A 17,260-nucleotide genomic window follows, 5' to 3' on the forward strand; every position below is an offset into this window, starting at 1 on the left:
GGCAGGCGGGCGCCGCGCACTCGTCCCCGGGGCCCTGACTACCCTTGTCGGTACATCGGTCATACGTACGCGAGCGAGGAGCAGCACTGTGGCGGTACGAGCGGTCCGGGGCGCCGTCCAACTGGAGCGGGACGCGGCCGACCACATGGACGAGCAGGTCGGCGAGCTGCTCACCGCCATCCTCGAGCGGAACGCGCTGACGCAGGAGGACCTGATCAGCATCTGGTTCACCGCGACGCCCGACCTGCACAGCGACTTCCCCGCGGCGGCGGCCCGCAGGCTGGGCATCGTGGACGTCCCGCTGATCTGCGCGCAGGAACTGCAGATCGAGGGCGCCATGCCGCGGGTCGTCCGCGTCCTCGCACACATAGAGTCCCCCAAGCCCCGTTCCGAGATCACGCACGTCTACCTCGGCGCCGCGGCCACCCTGCGCAAGGACATCGCCCAGTGAGAACCGCCCTCGTCATCGGCACCGGCCTGATCGGCACCTCCGCCGCCCTGGCCCTCGCATCGCGCGGCGTGAGCGTGCACCTCGCCGACCACGACCCCGGACAGGCGCGCACGGCGGCCGCGCTCGGCGCGGGCACCGACGAAGCCCCCGAGGGCCGTGTCGACCTGTGCGTCGTCGCCGTGCCGCCCGCGCACGTCGCGTCGACGCTGGCCGACGTGATGCGGCGCGAGGTGGCCCGCGGCTACCTCGACGTGGCCAGCGTCAAGGGCGGCCCGCGCCGTGAGCTCGAGGCGCTCGGCATCGACCTCACCCCGTACATCGGCACGCACCCCATGTCGGGACGCGAGCGCAGCGGGCCCCTCGCCGCCACCGCCGACCTCTTCGAGGGACGGCCCTGGGTGCTCACGCCCACCCGCGACACCGACACCGAGGTCCTCAATCTCGCCCTGGAGCTCGTCGCCCTGTGCCGTGCCGTGCCGGTCGTCATGGACGCCGACGCGCACGACCGCGCGGTCGCCCTCGTCTCGCACATGCCGCACCTGGTCTCCAGCATGGTCGCGGCACGGCTGGAGAACGCCGAGGAGACGGCGGTGCGCCTGTGCGGACAGGGCATCCGCGACGTCACGCGCATCGCGGCCTCGGACCCGCGGATGTGGATCGACATCCTGTCGGCCAACCCGGGCCCCGTCGCCGATCTGCTGTCCGCCGTCGCCACCGATCTCGACGAGACGGTGACGGCGCTGCGGGCGCTCCAGTCGGCCGACGACGGGAAGCGGCGCGAGGGCGCCGCCGGGGTCGAGAACGTGCTGCGGCGGGGCAACGCGGGACAGGTCAGGGTGCCCGGCAAGCACGGTGCGGCGCCGGCCGTGTACGAGGTCGTCGCGGTGCTCATCAACGACCAGCCGGGGCAGCTGGCGAAGATCTTCGCCGACGCGGAGCGGGCCGGGGTGAACATCGAGGACGTACGCATCGAGCACGCGACGGGTCAGCAGGCGGGTCTCATGCAGCTGATGGTGGAGCCGAAGGCGGTCCCGGTGCTCACCGCGGCACTGCGGGAGCGGGGCTGGGCCATCCGGCAGTGAAGAGCTGGGGCATCCGGCAGTAAGAGGTGCGCGCGGGAGCCAGTAACCTTGTGCGGGGCGTGTCCGCGCCCCGCTACCCTCCCCCCGCGTCCTGAGAAAGGTGTCCGCACCCCGTGGAAACCGTGGAAACCGCCGGTTCGGCGCCCGCAGCAGTGATCGTCGCCATCGACGGGCCCTCCGGCACGGGCAAGTCGAGCACCTCCAAGGCCGTCGCCGCCCAGCTCGGCCTCAGCTACCTGGACACCGGTGCCCAGTACCGTGCGATCACCTGGTGGATGGTGCACAACGGCATCGAGCTGACGGACCCGACCGCCATCGCCGCGGTCGCGGGCAAGCCCGAGATCATCTCCGGCACCGACCCGCTGGCCCCGACCATCACGGTCGACGGCACGGACGTCGCCGGGCCGATCCGTACCACCGAGGTCACCTCCAAGGTCAGCGCCGTCAGCGCCGTCCCCGAGGTGCGCGCCCGCATCACGGAGCTGCAGCGCACCATCGCCGCCTCCGCCGAGAAGGGCATCGTCGTCGAGGGGCGTGACATCGGTACGACCGTCCTGCCCGACGCCGACCTGAAGATCTTCCTGACGGCTTCGCCCGAGGCCCGCGCCGCGCGCCGCAGCGGCGAGATCAAGGGCTCGGACGTCGCCGCCACGCGTGAGGCGCTCATCAAGCGGGACACGGCCGACTCCAGCCGCAAGACGTCCCCGCTGGCCAAGGCCGACGACGCCGTCGAGGTGGACACCACCGAGCTCACGCTGCAGCAGGTCATCGAGTGCGTCGTCACCCTCGTCGAGGAGAAGCGGGCAGCGAAGTGACGGCGGCGCCATCGGAACGGGGTGCGGAGGTCGGCCGCCGCATCGGCGTCGGCCTCATGTACGGCCTGTGGAAGCCCCGCGTCCTCGGCGCCTGGAAGGTCCCCGCGACCGGCCCGGTGATCCTGGCCGTGAACCACTCCCACAACGTCGACGGCCCGATGGTGATGGGCACGGCGCCCCGGCCGACCCACTTCCTCATCAAGAAGGAAGCGTTCATCGGCCCCCTGGACCGCTTCCTGCGCGGCATCGGGCAGGTGAAGGTGGACCGTGAGATCGCCGACCGCACGGCGATCACCCGGGCCCTTGGCGTGCTCGACGACGGCGGCGTCCTCGGGATCTTCCCCGAGGGCACCCGGGGCGAGGGAGACTTCGCCTCGCTGCGCGCGGGCCTGGCCTACTTCGCCGTACGCAGCGGGGCGCCGATCGTCCCGGTGGCCGTACTGGGAAGCACGGAGAAGCGCGGACGGTTGATAAAGGGGCTGCCCCCGCTGCGCAGCCGGGTCGACGTCGTCTTCGGCGACCCCTTCGAAGCGGGCGACGGCAGCGGACGGCGCACGCGCACGGCCCTCGACGAGGCGACCGTGCGCATCCAGCAGCGGCTCACCGCTCACCTGGACAATGCCAGGCGCCTGACCGGGCACTGAGCGAGACTTTCAGTAGTGGCCCGTCGCGAGGCGGTCCACCGATCACGAATACGACAGAGGTACGGACTTCATGAACGACCAGATCCAGCCCGAAGGCTCGGCTGCACACGAGCACGGGGCGCTTGGCGATGCCGAGTACGCGGAGTTCATGGAGCTCGCCGCGGAAGAGGGCTTCGACCCCGAGACCGTCGAAGGCGCGATCGGCGAGGCGGGCCACGGCCCGCTGCCCGCCCTCGCGGTCATCGGCCGCCCGAACGTCGGCAAGTCGACCCTCGTCAACCGCATCATCGGCCGCCGCGAGGCCGTCGTCGAGGACCGCCCCGGCGTGACCCGCGACCGCGTGACGTACGAGGCCGAGTGGGCGGGCCGCCGCTTCAAGCTCGTCGACACCGGCGGCTGGGAGCAGGACGTCCTCGGCATCGACGCCTCCGTGGCCGCCCAGGCCGAGTACGCGATCGAGGCGGCCGACGCGGTCGTCTTCGTCGTGGACGCCACGGTCGGCGCCACCGACACGGACGAGGCGGTCGTACGTCTCCTTCGCAAGTCGGGCAAGCCCGTCGTGCTGTGCGCGAACAAGGTCGACGGCCAGTCCGGCGAGGCCGACGCCACCGCCCTGTGGGCCCTGGGCCTCGGCGAGCCGCACCCCGTCTCCGCGCTGCACGGCCGCGGTACCGGCGACATGCTGGACGCCGTCCTGGACGCGCTGCCCGAGGCGCCCGCCCAGACCTTCGGCACCGCGCTCGGCGGCCCGCGCCGCATCGCGCTCATCGGCCGTCCGAACGTGGGCAAGTCGTCCCTGCTCAACAAGGTGGCGGACGAGGACCGCGTGGTCGTGAACGAGGTCGCGGGCACCACCCGTGACCCGGTCGACGAGCTCATCGAGCTCGGCGGCATCGTCTGGAAGTTCGTGGACACCGCGGGCATCCGCAAGCGCGTCCACCTCCAGCAGGGCGCCGACTACTACGCGTCGCTGCGTACGGCGGCCGCCGTCGAGAAGGCGGAGGTCGCGGTCATCCTGATCGACGCCAGCGAGTCGATCAGCGTCCAGGACCAGCGCATCGTCACCATGGCCGTCGAGGCGGGCCGCGCCATCGTCGTCGCCTTCAACAAGTGGGACATCCTCGACGAGGAGCGCCGCTACTACCTGGAGCGGGAGATCGAGACCGAGCTCCTCCAGGTCGCGTGGGCCCCGCGGGTCAACGTCTCCGCCGAGACCGGCCGCCACATGGAGAAGCTCGTCCCGGCGATCGAGACGGCCCTCGCGGGCTGGGAGACGCGTGTGCCGACCGGTCGGCTCAACGCCTTCCTCGGCGAGCTCGTGGCCTCGCACCCGCACCCGATCCGGGGCGGCAAGCAGCCCCGCATCCTCTTCGGCACGCAGGCGGGCACGAAGCCGCCGCGGTTCGTGCTCTTCTCCTCCGGCTTCATCGAGCACGGCTACCGCCGCTTCGTGGAGCGCAGGCTCCGTGAGGAGTTCGGCTTCGAGGGCACGCCGATCCACATCTCGGTGCGGGTGCGCGAGAAGCGCGGCCGCAACAAGTAGGCACCGCGACGCGTCAGCGCGGACAGACCGATGGGCCGGGCCCCGCCTTCTTCGTGAAGGCGGGGCCCGGCCCGTTCGCGACGGCGCCTCAGCGCTCCCTGCGCGGCCCCGGCGGCAGCGCCGCGGGGAACTGCTGGTACCCCGTGCCGTGCTGATCGTGGCCGCCGTAGCGGGTGACGTGCAGCTGGCTGAAGGTGTTGTGCCGGGGGTCGTACCGGTCGCCGGCACGGTGCATGCCGTAGGGCGAGCCGCCGAACGACGTGAAGCCCAGATCCTCCTCGCCGGTCCGGTCACCCGGAAGGGCCTTGAACGACCTGCGGTACTCCGAGTAGAGCGCGTCGTAGATCGGTGTGGCCGAGTGGTCGGCCCCCGTCTCCTGCGCGGAGCGCATGGAGGGGATGGGGGTCTGGTACGCCGGCCGGGGGCGGGAGGGGTCGTATGTGTGCACGTATGTGCCAACGACCCTGTCCGCGTACGGATGCGGGGGCCGCGCCGCTTTCACGGGGCGCCGGGAGTGTGACCGGCGCAGTCGGGATGCGGAGCGCGGTGGCGGCGCGGCCCCTGGGGGCTCAGGTGCCGGCGAGCGGCATCGACGCCGCGACCAGCCGCCCGTGCACCGCCGCCTTGTCCAGGGCCCCGCGCAGCAGGTCCTCGCGGGGCTGGCGGCCGATGGAGCCGACCGGCGCCGCGAACAGGAGCACCGTCTGCAGCTTGTTGGCCGCGGACCGCCAGGCCTCGGTGACCTGGAGCGGGTGGTGGGCCTGCCACCAGGCGACGGGGGAGCCGCCTGTGCCGGGCTGGAGCACGGCGTGCAGCTGGCCCGCGGCGAGCAGCACCGACCAGCCGTGCAGCGCCGGTGGCACGGCGTCCAGCGAGGCGATCGGGTGGAAGCCCTGCTCGACCAGGAGCTGGAGGAAGTCGTCGCCGCCGCCGGGCGCGGTGCCGGGGCGCGCGATGGCGCCGGTCGGCTCGACGACGAGCGCGGGCCGCAGCTCGCCCTCGATCAGGACGAGACCGCTGGTCACGCCCAGGACCGCCTGGTCGGGCACTCCCTCGCCGGGAGCGGGGGCGGGGACCCCGGCGAGGCCGGTGCCGTCCTCGCCGGTGATCGAGCGCACGGCACCCTGCAGCTGCTCCTCGGAGACCTGGACGATCTGGGAGGGCAGGCAGGTGGCGTGGGCGAAGGCGAGTACGGCGGTTTCGTCGCCGATGAACAGGACCGTGCTGGTGCGTTCCTGCTCCGTGTCGCCGGGAGTGCGGCAGGAGGTGCAGTCGTAACTGCCCGGGGCGTTCTCTCCGGCGAGCAGCCGGTCGGCTTCTTCGTCGCCGATCTCGGCGCGGACGTCGTCGCCGACGTCGAGCATGCGCGGCACGGGTGGCTCCTCGGAATCGTTGCGTACGGACCGGGGGTGCCCGGCTCATAAGAAGACAACGGGCGATCAGTGGCACAGGTCACGCGTGAAGGCGAACGGAATCGAACCATCCGCAGCGGAGGGTGAGTTGTCCGGCGGAATTCGTCACTGAGCGCCAACGTCTTCTGCGTACAGGGAAGTTGGTGCGGTGAGCTGAGTCACAGATCACCAGGTCGACCGGTCGACAAATCATGAAATCAGTGAATTAAGTGGCTGGCTCGAATTCGCCGATACTCCGGGTAACGGCCAACTGGCCTGGAATGACAAGGAGTTGGTTGATATCGGGGCGAGCAGGCACCTAGATTCCACCGCCGTGTGCAGCGAGCACCGCTCGGGTACGTCCGCCGGCCGCACCAGCCAGCTCAAGCACCGCGGCACAGGAGTGCCGCACTCCGGCGGACGGGGTGAGCGGACCTCCGGCGTCAGATGCGCGAGGAGGTCCGGGACACCTGGGGGACCCCGGGCCCTTCGAGAGGGATATTCATGTCCGCACGTCCCAAGTGCGTTCGCAGGACAGCAGTGATCGGCGGAGCGGCGTTGCTCGCCCCGCTGGGACTGCTCACCGCCACCGGCCAGGCGTCGGCGGCGGACGGCGGAGTGTGGGATCGCATCGCTCAGTGCGAGAGCGGCGGAAACTGGCAGATCAACACCGGGAACGGCTACTACGGAGGGCTCCAGTTCTCCGCGTCCACCTGGCGCGCGTACGGCGGAGGAGCCTATGCGGCGACCGCCGACAAGGCGTCCAAGGCGCAGCAGATCGCTGTCGCCACGAAGGTCCAGCGTGCTCAGGGGTGGGGCGCTTGGCCCAGCTGTTCGGCGCGTGCGGGTGCGTCCGGCAGCGCGCCGGGGGCGGCGGCCGCTCCCGCGGCCCCCAAGGCGGCCAAGGCACCCCGGGCTCCCAAGGCGGCGCAGGCTCCGAAGGCGGCGAAGCAGCGGCCCGCCACGCCGCGGCAGCACGTGCCGAGCCATGCCGACCGGGGCTCGGGGCGCGGTGACTACACCGTTCGGCAGGGGGACACCCTGAGCCGGATCGCGGCGGCGCACGGCGTCAGCTGGCAGAAGGTGTACGCCGCCAACAAGGCGGTCATCGGCGGGGACCCGAACGTGATCCTGCCCGGGCAGCGGCTCGACCTCTGAGTTCCGGCCGTTCAGGGGCGCGGTCCCGCCCGGTCGTCCGACCGGGTGGGGCCGCGCCCGTGGCGGCGCGGCACGGCTCCGCGCCGCGGGGGCGCTGCCTAGCGTGGGCGGATGTATCCGATGCCGATCAAGAGTCTCCGCTCGTCGTGGCCCGCTGGTCTGGTCATCGTCGCCGCCGGCTCACTGCTGCTGCCCGGGTCCGCGAACGCGGCTCCGACCCCGCCGCGGCCCCTTCCGGGGCCGGGGGCCGGTCTTGCCGCGTACGACTGCTCCCGCACCGCGGGGCGCTGGGAGTGCCTCGCGGAGTGCGAGAGCACCAGCCGGTGGCATGTGAACACGGGGAACGGCTTCTACGGAGGGCTGCAGTTCAAGCAGTCCACCTGGGAGGAGTTCGGCGGGCTCAAGTACGCGCGGCGCGCCGACCTCGCCACCAAGGCGGAGCAGATCAAGGTCGCCGAGGCGGTGCTGCGGGTCCAGGGCTGGAAGGCCTGGCCCGTGTGCTCCAAGAGGATTCCCCGGGAGATCCGGGAGGGCTGGGGCGTCGTGCACGTCGTCAAGGCGGGGGAGACGCTGAGTTCCATCGCCCGCCGATACGACGTCAAGGGCGGATGGGAAGTCCTGTATCGAGCCAATCGCAAGGAGGTCGGGAGCAGCCCCGACAGGCTGGCGGTCGGCACGAAGCTGGTCATCCCGAAGAAGACGGCCAAGGCGCCGCCTGAGCCGGGGAAGCAGTCCAAGCCGGGTAAGCAGTCCAAGCCGGGCAAGCCCGTGGAGCCGGGGGAGTCGGCGAAGCCCTCCAAGTCCGCGAAGCCTTCCAAGCCCGCCGAGTCGGCGAAGCCCTCCCAGTCCGCCAAGCCCGCCGAGTCGGCGAAGCCTGCCGAGTCGCCTGAGCCCGCCGGGTCGGTCAAGCCTGGCGCATCGCCGGAGTCTGCCGGGTCGGCGAAGCCCGCTGAGTCCGCGAAGCCTGACGAGGCGTCTAAGCCTGCCGAGTCGGCGAAGCCCGCCGGGTCGGTCAAGCCGGACGCATTGCCCGAGCCTGCCGGGTCGGCGAAGCCGAAGCCTTAGGCGTCGGTCAAGCCTGAGGCTTCGGTTCCGGCGAGTTCGGCTGCCTCGCCGCTGAACACGACTGCGCCACGGCGCAGTTCGTGCACCACCACTGCCGTCCGGCCGCCCGCGTGCTCGCGCCGCAGGCCGGGCGGCAGGCGTTGTTCCGCGGTGAGGACGCAGGTGGGGGTGGTGCGCGCGCTCAGGCCGACGAGGAGGTCGTACGTCCGGGATGCGACGGCGGGGGACATGCCCTGGGTGGGTTCGTCGATGAGGATCACGCGGGCGTGGGGTGTGAGGAGGGCGCGGGAGAGGGCGAGCATGCGCTGCTCGCCGCCGGAGAGGGTGCCTGCCGGGCGGGGGAGGAGCGGGCGCAGCTCGGGGTACGCGTCCAGGGCCGGGGTGATGTCGGCCTTCCGGCCGGGGCCGGAGAGGCCGAGGTTCTCGGCGACGGTGAGGTGGCCGAACACCGCTTGTCCGTCCGGTACGAAGCACAGGCCGCGCCGTGCGCGTGCGTGGGCGGGGAGCCGGGTGACGTCGGTGCCGTCCCAGGTGACGGTGCCGCTGGTGAGGGGGGCCGTGCCGGCCAGGGCGCGCAGTGTGGTGGTGCGGCCCGAGCCGTTGCGGCCGAGGAGGACGGTGAGGCCGGGGGCGGGGGCGGCGAGGGTCACGCCGTGCAGGGCCTCCAGGGGGCCGTAGCGGACGCGGGCTTCGTGGAGTTCGATGCCGGTTCTCATGGGGCTGTCCTGTGGAGGACTTCGGTCGGGGGGCCGGATGTGACGATGCGGCCCGCGGCCATGACGTGCACGGTGTCGGCGAGGTCCGCCACCAGGTCGATGTCGTGCTCGACCACGAGGAGCGCCATGCCGTCGGCCGCGAGGGCGCGCAGGACGCGGGCCAGTGCGGCCACTTCGGCGGTGTCCAGGCCTGCTGCCGGTTCGTCCAGGAGGAGGGTGTGGGGTTGGCCTGCGAGGGCTCGGGCCAGTTCTACGCGGCGGAGGGTGCCGGTGGGGAGGTCCGCGGCGGGGTGGTGGCGGGTGGCGTCGTCGTGGAGGGAGAAGAGGCGAAGGGCTTGGGCGGTGGCTTGAGGGTGGGTGAGTCTTCCCTGCTCTGTGCCCACTTGGACGTTCTCCATGATGGTCAGGGACGGGAAGACCGCCAGCTGCTGGAACGTGCGGGCCAGGCCCAGGCGGGTGCGGGCGTGAGCGGGTGTGCCGGTGATGTCCTTGCCGTCGAAGGTGATGCGTCCGGAGTCGGGGCGGAGGGTGCCGGCCAGGCAGTGGAAGAGGGTGCTTTTGCCTGCGCCGTTGGGGCCTACTACGGCGGTGATGTGGCCGGGGGGTACGGAGAGGTCGACGCGGTCCAGGGCGGTGAAGCCGTCGTAGGTGGCGGTGATTCCGTGGGCTGTCAGGGGGTGGGGGGCTTTGCGGTGGGGGTGACGGGGGGTGGGGGGCAGGGCTTCGTCGTTGGGGTGGCTGGGGTGTGGGGCTGTTTCGTGGTGGGGTTGAGGGGGGTGCGGGGCTTCGCGGTGTGGGTGACCGGGGGGCAGGGCTTCGTCGTTGGGGTGGCTGGGGTGTGGGGCTGTTTCGTGGTGGGGTTGAGGGGGGTGCGGGGCCTCGCGGTGTGGGTGACCGGGGGGCAGGGATTTGTCGCTCGGGCGGCCGGGGTGTGGGGCTGTTTCGTGGTCTGGTTGAGCGCGGGGCGGGGTTTCGCGGCGGGGGCGATCGGGGGGCGGGGCCGCGTCGGTATGTCCGTCCTCGCTATCGTCCGGTGGCCGTGTAGCTGCTTCGGCGCCGGAGCGCCGCGAACCGTGCTCCGGGCGGACATACCGACCCGTCCCCTCGGGCCGGACCGGCGTCTGCGGCCCGGTGCTGCTCTCCCGCGCTCGCGCGCCACCACTTTCACCGTCCGGCTGTCCGTCGCGGGCGGGAGGCCGGGTGGAGCCCCTCTGCTCGCCGCGGGGCGGCCGGGCGGGGCCTTGCCACCAACGGCGTGACGGAGTGGAGTTCGTCTGTTCGTTGCGGCGCGGTCGGGCGGGGCCCAGTCGCCATCGGCGCGGTCGGGCGGGGGGCGTCGGCTTGCTGCGGGCCGATCGAGGGGCGCCCACCCACCATCGGCGTGACCGGGTGCGTCCTGCCCGCTTGCTGCGGGGCGGTTGTGTGGGGCTGAGCCGCCATCGGCGCGGTTGTGTGGGGTCTGTCGGCTCGCTGCGGGGTGTTCGAGGGGCGCCCACCCACCACCGGGGCGGCCGGGCGGGGCCCGCCCGCCATGGGCGCCATCGGGCGAGGCGCGCCCGCGCACTGTGGTGCCATCGGGCGAGGTCCGGTCGGGTGTTGTGGGGTGATCGGGTAGGTGGGTGGGGAGGTTTGTTCGTGGTGGGTGGGGTGCGGGGGGATCGGGTGGCTGGGTGGGAGAGCGGGGCCGGGTAGGGGTGGATGTGGGGGGTGTGGAGGGGTGGGGGCAGGGTGGTGCGCGTCCGGTGGGCCAGGGGGGTCAGGGAGCGGCGGCGGGGCCGGCCGGCGGGGGGCGGCACGCGGGTCAGCAGGACCGCGAGGACGCCGATCAGGGCCGCCGCCACACCGCCCCGCGTCCCCGCGTCAAGCCCCACCAGCAGCGCCGCCGCGAGCAGCGCGCCCAGGAGGCTGTCCGCGCCGAGGACCACCACCGCCGCGAACCAGAGGAGCCCGCGCACGGGGTCGTACGCGGCCGGGTCGAAGGCCCGCAGCCCCATGCCCAGCATCCCCCCGCCCAGCGCGGCCAGCGCCGCACCGGCCACGAAGGCCGTGAGCTTCAGGGTGCGGACCGGCACGCCCGCGGCCGCCGCCCCCGCCTCGTGGTCCCGCATCGCGGCAAGCGCGCGCCCCATGCGGCCCCGGCGCATGCTGCTCGCGAAGAGCAACGCCGCGGCGAGCAGGAGGAGTTCGAGGACGTAGTACGCGCGGTCGCTGTCGAAGCCCGCGGGGCGGTCCAGGGTGAGCCCCGACGTCGCGTACGGCTGGGCGAAGACGAAGCGGCTCACGCCGACGCCCACCGCGAACGTCGCAAGGGCCAGCGCGAGCCCCCGGCGGCTGATCGCGGGCCAGCCGGTCAGGAGGCCGAGGGGGGCCACCAGGAGGACGGCCACGGCCAGGGCCGGGAGGTGGGGCAGCTCGGGCAGGCCCGGGAAGCGGCCCGCCGTCAGGAGTGCCGTGAAGAGCGCGCCCAGACCCGCGTACGCCGCCTGGCCCAGGGAGATCTGGCCGCCGCGCCCCGTCACGATCACCAGGGAGAGGAGGATCACCGCCAGCGCCGGGACCTGGACCGATGTCGTCAGGTCCGAGCCCGCGAAGCCCAGCGGGATCAGGAAGAGCACCGCCGCCACTATCCACGCGCCCGGCGGCGTCGGCACCCGTGCCGTCACCGCGCGCGGCAGCGTGTTCCGCGAGCCGATGCCCGGGAGCACCAGGGCCGCGACGAGGAGGGCCACCACGAAGAGGTTCGCGCCCAGTGCCTGGATCAGGGGCTCCGCCCAGCCCGACGGGTGCAGGCGGGTCAGCTGGCTCTGGGCCACGCCAAGGCCCAGGGCCACCACCACCGCGATGGACAGGCTGCGCATGCGGGCCGCCACCGCCACCGCCACCACCTCCATGACCAGGAGGGGCATGCCGTAGGGGTCGAGGCGTACGAAGGGGGCGAGCAGCGCGCCGGTCAGGCCCGCCGTGAAGGCGCCGAACGCCCAGCCCACCGACGCCACCCGGTCCGCGTCGATGCCGCTGAGGACCGCGAGCGGGCGGTTGTCGACCACCGCCCGCAGTTCGCCGCCGAAGCGGGTCCAGCGGGTGGTGGCCCAGACCGCGGTGGCGAGGGCGACCGTCGCGGCCAGGGGGACCCAGGGGTCCGTCGACACGAGGGCGGGGGCGTCCGCCTTCGCTCCCGGGCCCCAGATCAGGGCGGCGCCTCCCACCAGGAGGATGAAGACGCCGATGGACGCCACCAGGGTCTGGGCCGGGTCGCTGCCCAGGACCGCCAAGGGGCGGAAGACCGCCTTCTCCAGGAGCAGGCCGATGGCCGGGGCGATCAGGAGGAGCGTGACCGCCGTGGCCAGGGGCAGCGGCCAGTGCCACTCCACCGTCAGTTGGCGCAGGACGTACGCGCAGACCATCGCGATCGCGCCGTGCGCGAAGTTGAGGACACCGGTCGCGCGGTACGTGACGATCAGGCCGATGCCGGTGAGGGCCGCCGCGCTGCCCACCGCGAGCCCGGCCAGCGTCAGGTCGTAGCTCAGGGAGGCCACCGGGTCATCGCTCCGGGGGAGCGGCGGCGGGCCGTGGTTCGCAGATGGGGCAGGGGCTCAGATCGCCGGTCGCGAGGATGTGGGCGTCCGCGGGGACGGCCTGCGGTTTCCCCGCCACCAGGGGGCAGTCCGCGCGGTGCCAGAGGGTTCCGCCGGGGATCATCAGCGATGCGCCGCTGGTCGCCACCGCCGGGGCCGGCCGCTCCGCCGCGGCGTCCGGCGTGCCCGCCGTCACCAGGAGCTCGTACAGCTCCTCCACGCGGGCCGTGGCCAGCGTGCTCCTGCCGTGGGTGAGGAGCACCGCCCCGGCGATGATCAGCGCGGCGCCCGGCACCGTGCACGACGCCAGATACGGGAGCTGCCGCTCGGCGAAGCGCTCGCCGGAGATGCCGTACCAGCCGACCACGCAGAGCACGGCGCCGGTGGCGAGGGCGGCGAAGGCCACCCAGAGGAGGGGGCGCACGGCGCGGAGCCGCGCCGAACGAGCCGTCCGATCCGATTGAGCCGCCCGCATCTGCGCCCCCTGGGACACGTTCGTAGCGTCGGTGGGCTGTCCATGTCAGCCGATGGCTTGCACTATGCCTTCTGCAAGCTGACCCTGAAAGCACCGGGCCCTGATGGCCCGGACCGACACCCGGTGGTGAGCCAGATGGTGCTCTGGACAAGCCCCAAGCGGGGGAGCGATCTCAGGCGGGGCAGGGTGAGGAGCGCGGCGCTGGCGGCAGCCGCGGTCCTGCTGGTCGCTCCGGCCGCCGTGGCATGCGGTGACGACAGCGGCGGTGGCGGCGACAGCGATCCGCCCAAGCCGTCCGCCGAGACGTCGACCCCGGACACGCCTTCGGAGGACGCCCCCTCGGAGGACGCTCCTTCGGAGGACGCGAGCGCGCCCGCGGATCCGGCGGCGGCCGAGAAAGAGGTCAAGGAGAACTTCGAGAAGTTCTTCGATCCCGCCGTCTCCATGAAGGAGAAGGAGGCCGTCCTCGAGGACGGGCCGAAGATGCGCGCCGTCCTGAAGAGCTTCAGCGGCGACGAGCGCGGCAAGCAGGTCAGCGCCGACGTGAACAAGGTCGAGTTCAGCTCGGCGACCGAGGCGGACGTGACGTACGCCCTGACCCTGAAGGGTGCCACCGCGCTGCCCGACGCCTCGGGCACCTCCGTCAACCAGGACGACACCTGGAAGGTGTCCGTCAAGACTCTCTGCGCCCTGGTGAAGCTGAGCGGCAATGAGTCGCCCGGTCCGGGCTGTTGAGGCCCTTGCCGTAGCCGCGCTGCTCGTGGCGGTGGCGGGGTGCGGCAGCCGGCTCCCCGAGAGCGACTTCGAGGGCAGGAGCAGGGCGCCCGCCCCGTCGGGGGCGCCGATCCGGGTCGGCGTCATCACCAGCGCGACCAGCCCGGTCGGCGGCTCCGCGTTCACCGGGCCCCGGGACGGGGCCAAGGCGTACTTCGAGCGCCTGAACGCCCGGGGCGGCATCGAGGGGCGCAAGGTCGAGGTGCGTACGTGCGACGACGGCGGCAGCGGTGTCGGCAACAGTGAATGCGTGGACAAGCTGGTCGACGAGGAGCGCGTCGTCGCGCTCGTCGCGACCAGTTCGCTGGACTACGCCGGGGCCTCCCGGGTCTCCCGCGCACGGGTGCCCGACGTCGGGGGCCAGCCGATCGGGTCCGCGTACGACACCTATCCACATCTGTACGGGATCTACGGCAGCGTCGCCCCGCGGAACGGGAAGCCGGGCTGGGACGGCAAGCTGATCGGCGGGACCGAGGTCTACCGCTACTTCAAGCGGGAGCAGGGGGCACGCACCGCCGGCGTCGTCTCCTACAACCAGGCCGCGTCCGCCGCGTACGCCCGACTCGTCGCCCGGGGCCTGAAGGCCGAGGGGTATGAGGTGGTCACCGAGCAGGTCGACTTCGCGCTGCCCAACTTCCGCGCGGCGGCGGCCGACCTGAAGGAGCAGGGCGTCGACCTCGTCTTCGACGCGATGGACACCCATGGCAACGCCCAGCTGTGCGAGGCGATGGACGAGGTGGGGGCGGAGGTCACCGCCAAGGTCACCAACGTGCAGAACTGGACCTCGTCGGTGGCCGAGGACTACAAGGACGCACCGCGCTGCCGCAACGCCCTGTGGGCCACCGGCGCGAGCCGCAACTACGAGGACACCGGTCAGCCGGCCGTCCGCGAGTTCCGCGACGCCATGAAGGGGCACAAGGACCTCTCCCAGTGGCAGCTGGAGGGCTGGGCAGCCGCCATGTGGTTCACGGACGCGGCGACGTCGTGCCGGGGTGATGTCACGCGCGCATGCGTCGACCGCTTTATGAACCGGGGCAAGTCGTACACCGCGCGGGGGCTGCTGCTTCCGGTGACGTACGAGGAGCGGGCCGATCCGCCCGAGACCCGTATGACCTGTGTGTCGGTGGCCCGCTGGAAGGACAGTGAGGGCTGGGTCACACAGGGAGACATGAACGACAACTGCTTCGACGTGCCGCAGCTCTCCTACCAGCCATGATGCGTGTACCTAGCAGGAAAGTTCCCGGAACCGGATACCAATGGCACAACTGTTCAGGAACAAGATGATGATGGAGCCCAACCCTGAGGCCGTAATCCCCGTCTAACCCTGCGGTAGGCGGACGAGAAGGACTGTCCGCGGGGAAGCGTGGGATACGGGGACGCATGCACATCTCTTTCCTGATTCACAACGCGTACGGAATCGGCGGGACGATCCGGACGACGTACAACTTGGCGAACACACTCGCCGAGCACCACGACGTCGAGATCGTCTCCGTCTTCCGGCACCGTGACGAACCCGTCTTCTCGCCCGACTCCCGCGTCGGGCTCCGTCACCTTGTCGACATGCGCAAGGAAAGCCCCGGCTACGAGGGGGAGACCCCCGAGGCCCTGCGGCCCGCCCGCACGTTCCCCGGCGCGGAAGGCCGCTACGACCAGTACAGCGCCCTGACCGACCGGCGCATCGCCGCGCACCTCTCCTCGCTCGACTCCGACGTGGTGGTCGGCACGCGGCCGGGCCTGAACGTGCACATCGCCCGCGAGGCGGCGCGCGGCCCGCTGCGGGTCGGCCAGGAGCACCTCACGCTCGACAGCCACTCCAAGGAACTGCGCCGACAGCTGCGCAGCGTCTACCCCCGCCTCGACGTCCTGACCACGACGACCGAGGCCGACGCCCGCGCCTATCGCCGCATGATGCGCCTGCCCGGAGTCCACGTCCAGGCCGTGCCCAACCCCGTGCCCGCGCCCGGCATAGAGCCCGCCGACGGCAACCAGAAGTGGGTCGTCGCGGCAGGGCGGCTCGCCCCCGTCAAGCGGTACGACCTGCTGATACGGGCCTTCGACCAGGTGCGCGCCGAGCGCCCCGACTGGCGGCTTCGGATATACGGCGGCGGCAAGCAGAAGGACAAGCTGCGCGCCCTGATCGACGAACTCGGCCTCTACAACCACGTCTTCCTGATGGGCCCCGCCCACCCCATCGAGCCCGAGTGGGCCAAGGGCTCCATCGCGGCCGTCACCTCCAGCCTGGAGTCCTTCGGCATGACGATCGTCGAGGCGATGCGCTGCGGTCTGCCCGTGGTGGCCACCGACTGCCCGCACGGTCCCGGCGAGATCATCGACAACGGTGTCGACGGGCGCCTGGTCGAGGTCGGCAACCCCGACGCGATCGCGGGCGGACTGCTCGAACTGATCAACAACGACACACTGCGCCGACGGATGGCGGGCGCCGCGCTCCACGACTCCGAGCGCTTCGACCCGGCCCGCATCGCCGAGCGCTACGACGCGATGTTCACCGGGATGCTGGCCCGCGGCAGCTCCTTCGGCGGCCGGATGCGCGGCTCACTGCACCGCACCCGCGGCGCGCTGCTCGGCGGCGCGTACGCGCTGCGGGACATCGGACACGGGGTACCGACCAGCGGCATACAGACGAAGGGATCCACCGCATGACGGCCTTGGCCACCTCGGACGCCTCATCGCCCTGCGACGCCGGTGTCGATCACGACGTCGCCGCCGCACCGCGCGCGGACTGCATAGCCGACTCCGCCGGCGGCCTCACCTTCGACGTCACCGACCCCGGCGGCAAGGGCGCGGCCTACCTTCTGCTGCGCCGCCGCGACGCCGCGTCCGCCGACGAGGACGTACGCCTGCCGCTGTCCCCGGCGGCCGACGGCAGGCTGCGGGCCGCACTGCCCAGCAGCGTCCAGCTGGCCGAGGGGCGCTGGAACGCCTACGCGGAGGTCGGCGGCGGCACCCCGCGCCGCCTCGCGCCCGGCGTCAACGACCTGCGCTCGCTGGTCGACCGCGCCCCCAGCGGGGCCCGCGGCCACATCGCCGTCCGCATCCCGTACGCGACCAAGCAGGGCAACCTCTCCGTACGCAGCTGGCTGCGCGCCCCGCACGCGGAGATCGGCGAGCTGCGGATCTCCGGCCCCGCGGTGACCGCCCAGGGCCGCGTCTACGGCACCGTGCTGACCGGCGCCGCCTACGCCGAGGCGTCCCGCCGTGCCGAGCCCGACCGCGTCGAGCGCTCCGAACTGACCGCGGACGGAGTGGAGTTCAGCTTCGGCCTGCACTGCGACGTGCTCGCCGACAGCGGCCCGGGACCCTGGGACCTCTGGCTGCGCCCGGCGGGGGAGAGCGGGCCGCGCATCCGGCTCGCGAGGCTCCTGGACGACGTGCCGGACAAGAAGCAGATCTTCACCTACCCGGTGGTGCGGCTCGACACCGCGGCGCACGGACCGCTCGACGCGGGGCCGTACTACACGAACGACAACGACCTCTCGGTGCGGATCCGCGAGGCGGACGCGATCGACGGCTGACCTCGTCGAGAGGCTGAATGCCATCGGTGGCCGACGCC

At 72.5% G+C, this 17,260-nt stretch carries 16 protein-coding genes; 11 read left to right on the plus strand and 5 right to left on the minus strand.

The genetic code is table 11. The features are described 5' to 3' along the window. The first annotated feature begins 88 nt into the window (after positions 1-88). From aroH to der, 5 genes are all read left to right on the plus strand, one after another. Entirely contained in the window at positions 89-451 is a 363-nt protein-coding gene (gene aroH, locus ACIGXX_RS36585) for a chorismate mutase (protein WP_351171242.1), read from the plus strand. Then, the gene (locus ACIGXX_RS36590; protein WP_366464695.1) at positions 448-1,533 is read left to right on the plus strand and encodes a prephenate dehydrogenase; all 1,086 of its coding nucleotides are present in this window, start codon (positions 448-450) and stop codon (positions 1,531-1,533) included. Before aroH ends, ACIGXX_RS36590 begins: the two co-directional genes overlap by 4 nt. A 113-nt stretch (positions 1,534-1,646) precedes the next feature. After that, positions 1,647-2,348, plus strand: a complete 702-nt coding sequence (gene cmk, locus ACIGXX_RS36595; protein WP_351171248.1) for a (d)CMP kinase — start codon at positions 1,647-1,649, stop codon at positions 2,346-2,348. Further along, positions 2,306-2,992 (plus strand): lysophospholipid acyltransferase family protein, encoded by a 687-nt coding sequence (locus tag ACIGXX_RS36600; protein ID WP_366464694.1) that lies wholly within the window; start codon positions 2,306-2,308, stop codon positions 2,990-2,992. The genes cmk and ACIGXX_RS36600 overlap by 43 nt, the downstream gene beginning before the upstream one ends. Before the next feature lie 70 nt (positions 2,993-3,062). Then, positions 3,063-4,535 (plus strand): ribosome biogenesis GTPase Der, encoded by a 1,473-nt coding sequence (der, locus tag ACIGXX_RS36605; protein ID WP_351171254.1) that lies wholly within the window; start codon positions 3,063-3,065, stop codon positions 4,533-4,535. 88 nt (positions 4,536-4,623) lie between these two features. On the opposite strand, the gene ACIGXX_RS36610 is transcribed toward der, so the two are convergent. Both ACIGXX_RS36610 and ACIGXX_RS36615 read right to left on the minus strand, forming a co-directional pair. After that, positions 4,624-4,926, minus strand: coding sequence for a hypothetical protein (locus tag ACIGXX_RS36610; protein ID WP_351171257.1), 303 nt, complete (start codon positions 4,924-4,926; stop codon positions 4,624-4,626). Between the two features lie 178 nt (positions 4,927-5,104). Beyond that, a complete protein-coding gene (locus ACIGXX_RS36615) occupies positions 5,105-5,908 on the minus strand; it encodes a hypothetical protein (RefSeq protein ID WP_366464619.1) in 804 nt (267 codons plus the stop codon). Between the two features lie 522 nt (positions 5,909-6,430). Here ACIGXX_RS36615 and ACIGXX_RS36620 point away from each other — a divergent pair. Next, complete coding sequence (locus tag ACIGXX_RS36620) at positions 6,431-7,084, plus strand: transglycosylase family protein (protein WP_351171263.1); 654 nt, start codon at positions 6,431-6,433, stop codon at positions 7,082-7,084. Between the two features lie 120 nt (positions 7,085-7,204). Continuing rightward, positions 7,205-8,149 carry a transglycosylase family protein gene (locus ACIGXX_RS36625; RefSeq protein WP_399982369.1) on the plus strand — a complete coding sequence of 315 codons (945 nt, stop codon included), beginning with the start codon at positions 7,205-7,207 and terminating at the stop codon, positions 8,147-8,149. On the opposite strand, the gene ACIGXX_RS36630 is transcribed toward ACIGXX_RS36625, so the two are convergent. The 3 genes from ACIGXX_RS36630 to ACIGXX_RS36640 are packed head-to-tail and all read right to left on the minus strand — an operon-like array spanning position 8,146 to position 12,915. Further along, the gene (locus ACIGXX_RS36630) at positions 8,146-8,865 is read right to left on the minus strand and encodes an ATP-binding cassette domain-containing protein (RefSeq protein WP_351171269.1); all 720 of its coding nucleotides are present in this window, start codon (positions 8,863-8,865) and stop codon (positions 8,146-8,148) included. The two genes, ACIGXX_RS36625 and ACIGXX_RS36630, sit on opposite strands and share 4 nt — an antisense overlap. After that, positions 8,862-12,401 carry an ATP-binding cassette domain-containing protein gene (locus ACIGXX_RS36635; RefSeq protein ID WP_399982373.1) on the minus strand — a complete coding sequence of 1,180 codons (3,540 nt, stop codon included), beginning with the start codon at positions 12,399-12,401 and terminating at the stop codon, positions 8,862-8,864. The genes ACIGXX_RS36630 and ACIGXX_RS36635 overlap by 4 nt, the downstream gene beginning before the upstream one ends. 4 nt (positions 12,402-12,405) lie before the next feature. After that, complete coding sequence (locus ACIGXX_RS36640) at positions 12,406-12,915, minus strand: hypothetical protein (protein ID WP_399982376.1); 510 nt, start codon at positions 12,913-12,915, stop codon at positions 12,406-12,408. 135 nt (positions 12,916-13,050) lie between these two features. On the opposite strand from ACIGXX_RS36640, the gene ACIGXX_RS36645 reads away from it, so the two are divergent. The 4 genes from ACIGXX_RS36645 to ACIGXX_RS36660 all read left to right on the plus strand — a co-directional run bounded on the left by ACIGXX_RS36645 (position 13,051) and on the right by ACIGXX_RS36660 (position 17,222). Then, positions 13,051-13,650, plus strand: coding sequence for a hypothetical protein (locus tag ACIGXX_RS36645; RefSeq protein WP_383817981.1), 600 nt, complete (start codon positions 13,051-13,053; stop codon positions 13,648-13,650). Then, positions 13,625-14,905: an ABC transporter substrate-binding protein gene (locus tag ACIGXX_RS36650; protein ID WP_361469904.1), complete on the plus strand. Its 1,281-nt coding sequence runs from the start codon at positions 13,625-13,627 to the stop codon at positions 14,903-14,905. The genes ACIGXX_RS36645 and ACIGXX_RS36650 overlap by 26 nt, the downstream gene beginning before the upstream one ends. 164 nt (positions 14,906-15,069) lie before the next feature. After that, positions 15,070-16,350 carry a glycosyltransferase family 4 protein gene (locus tag ACIGXX_RS36655; RefSeq protein ID WP_361469906.1) on the plus strand — a complete coding sequence of 427 codons (1,281 nt, stop codon included), beginning with the start codon at positions 15,070-15,072 and terminating at the stop codon, positions 16,348-16,350. Beyond that, a complete protein-coding gene (locus ACIGXX_RS36660; RefSeq protein WP_351171287.1) occupies positions 16,347-17,222 on the plus strand; it encodes a hypothetical protein in 876 nt (291 codons plus the stop codon). The genes ACIGXX_RS36655 and ACIGXX_RS36660 overlap by 4 nt, the downstream gene beginning before the upstream one ends. Positions 17,223-17,260 lie beyond the last annotated feature (38 nt).

This window comes from Streptomyces sp. NPDC055243 (genome assembly GCF_044544025.1).
Taxonomy (GTDB): Bacteria; Actinomycetota; Actinomycetes; order Streptomycetales; family Streptomycetaceae; genus Streptomyces.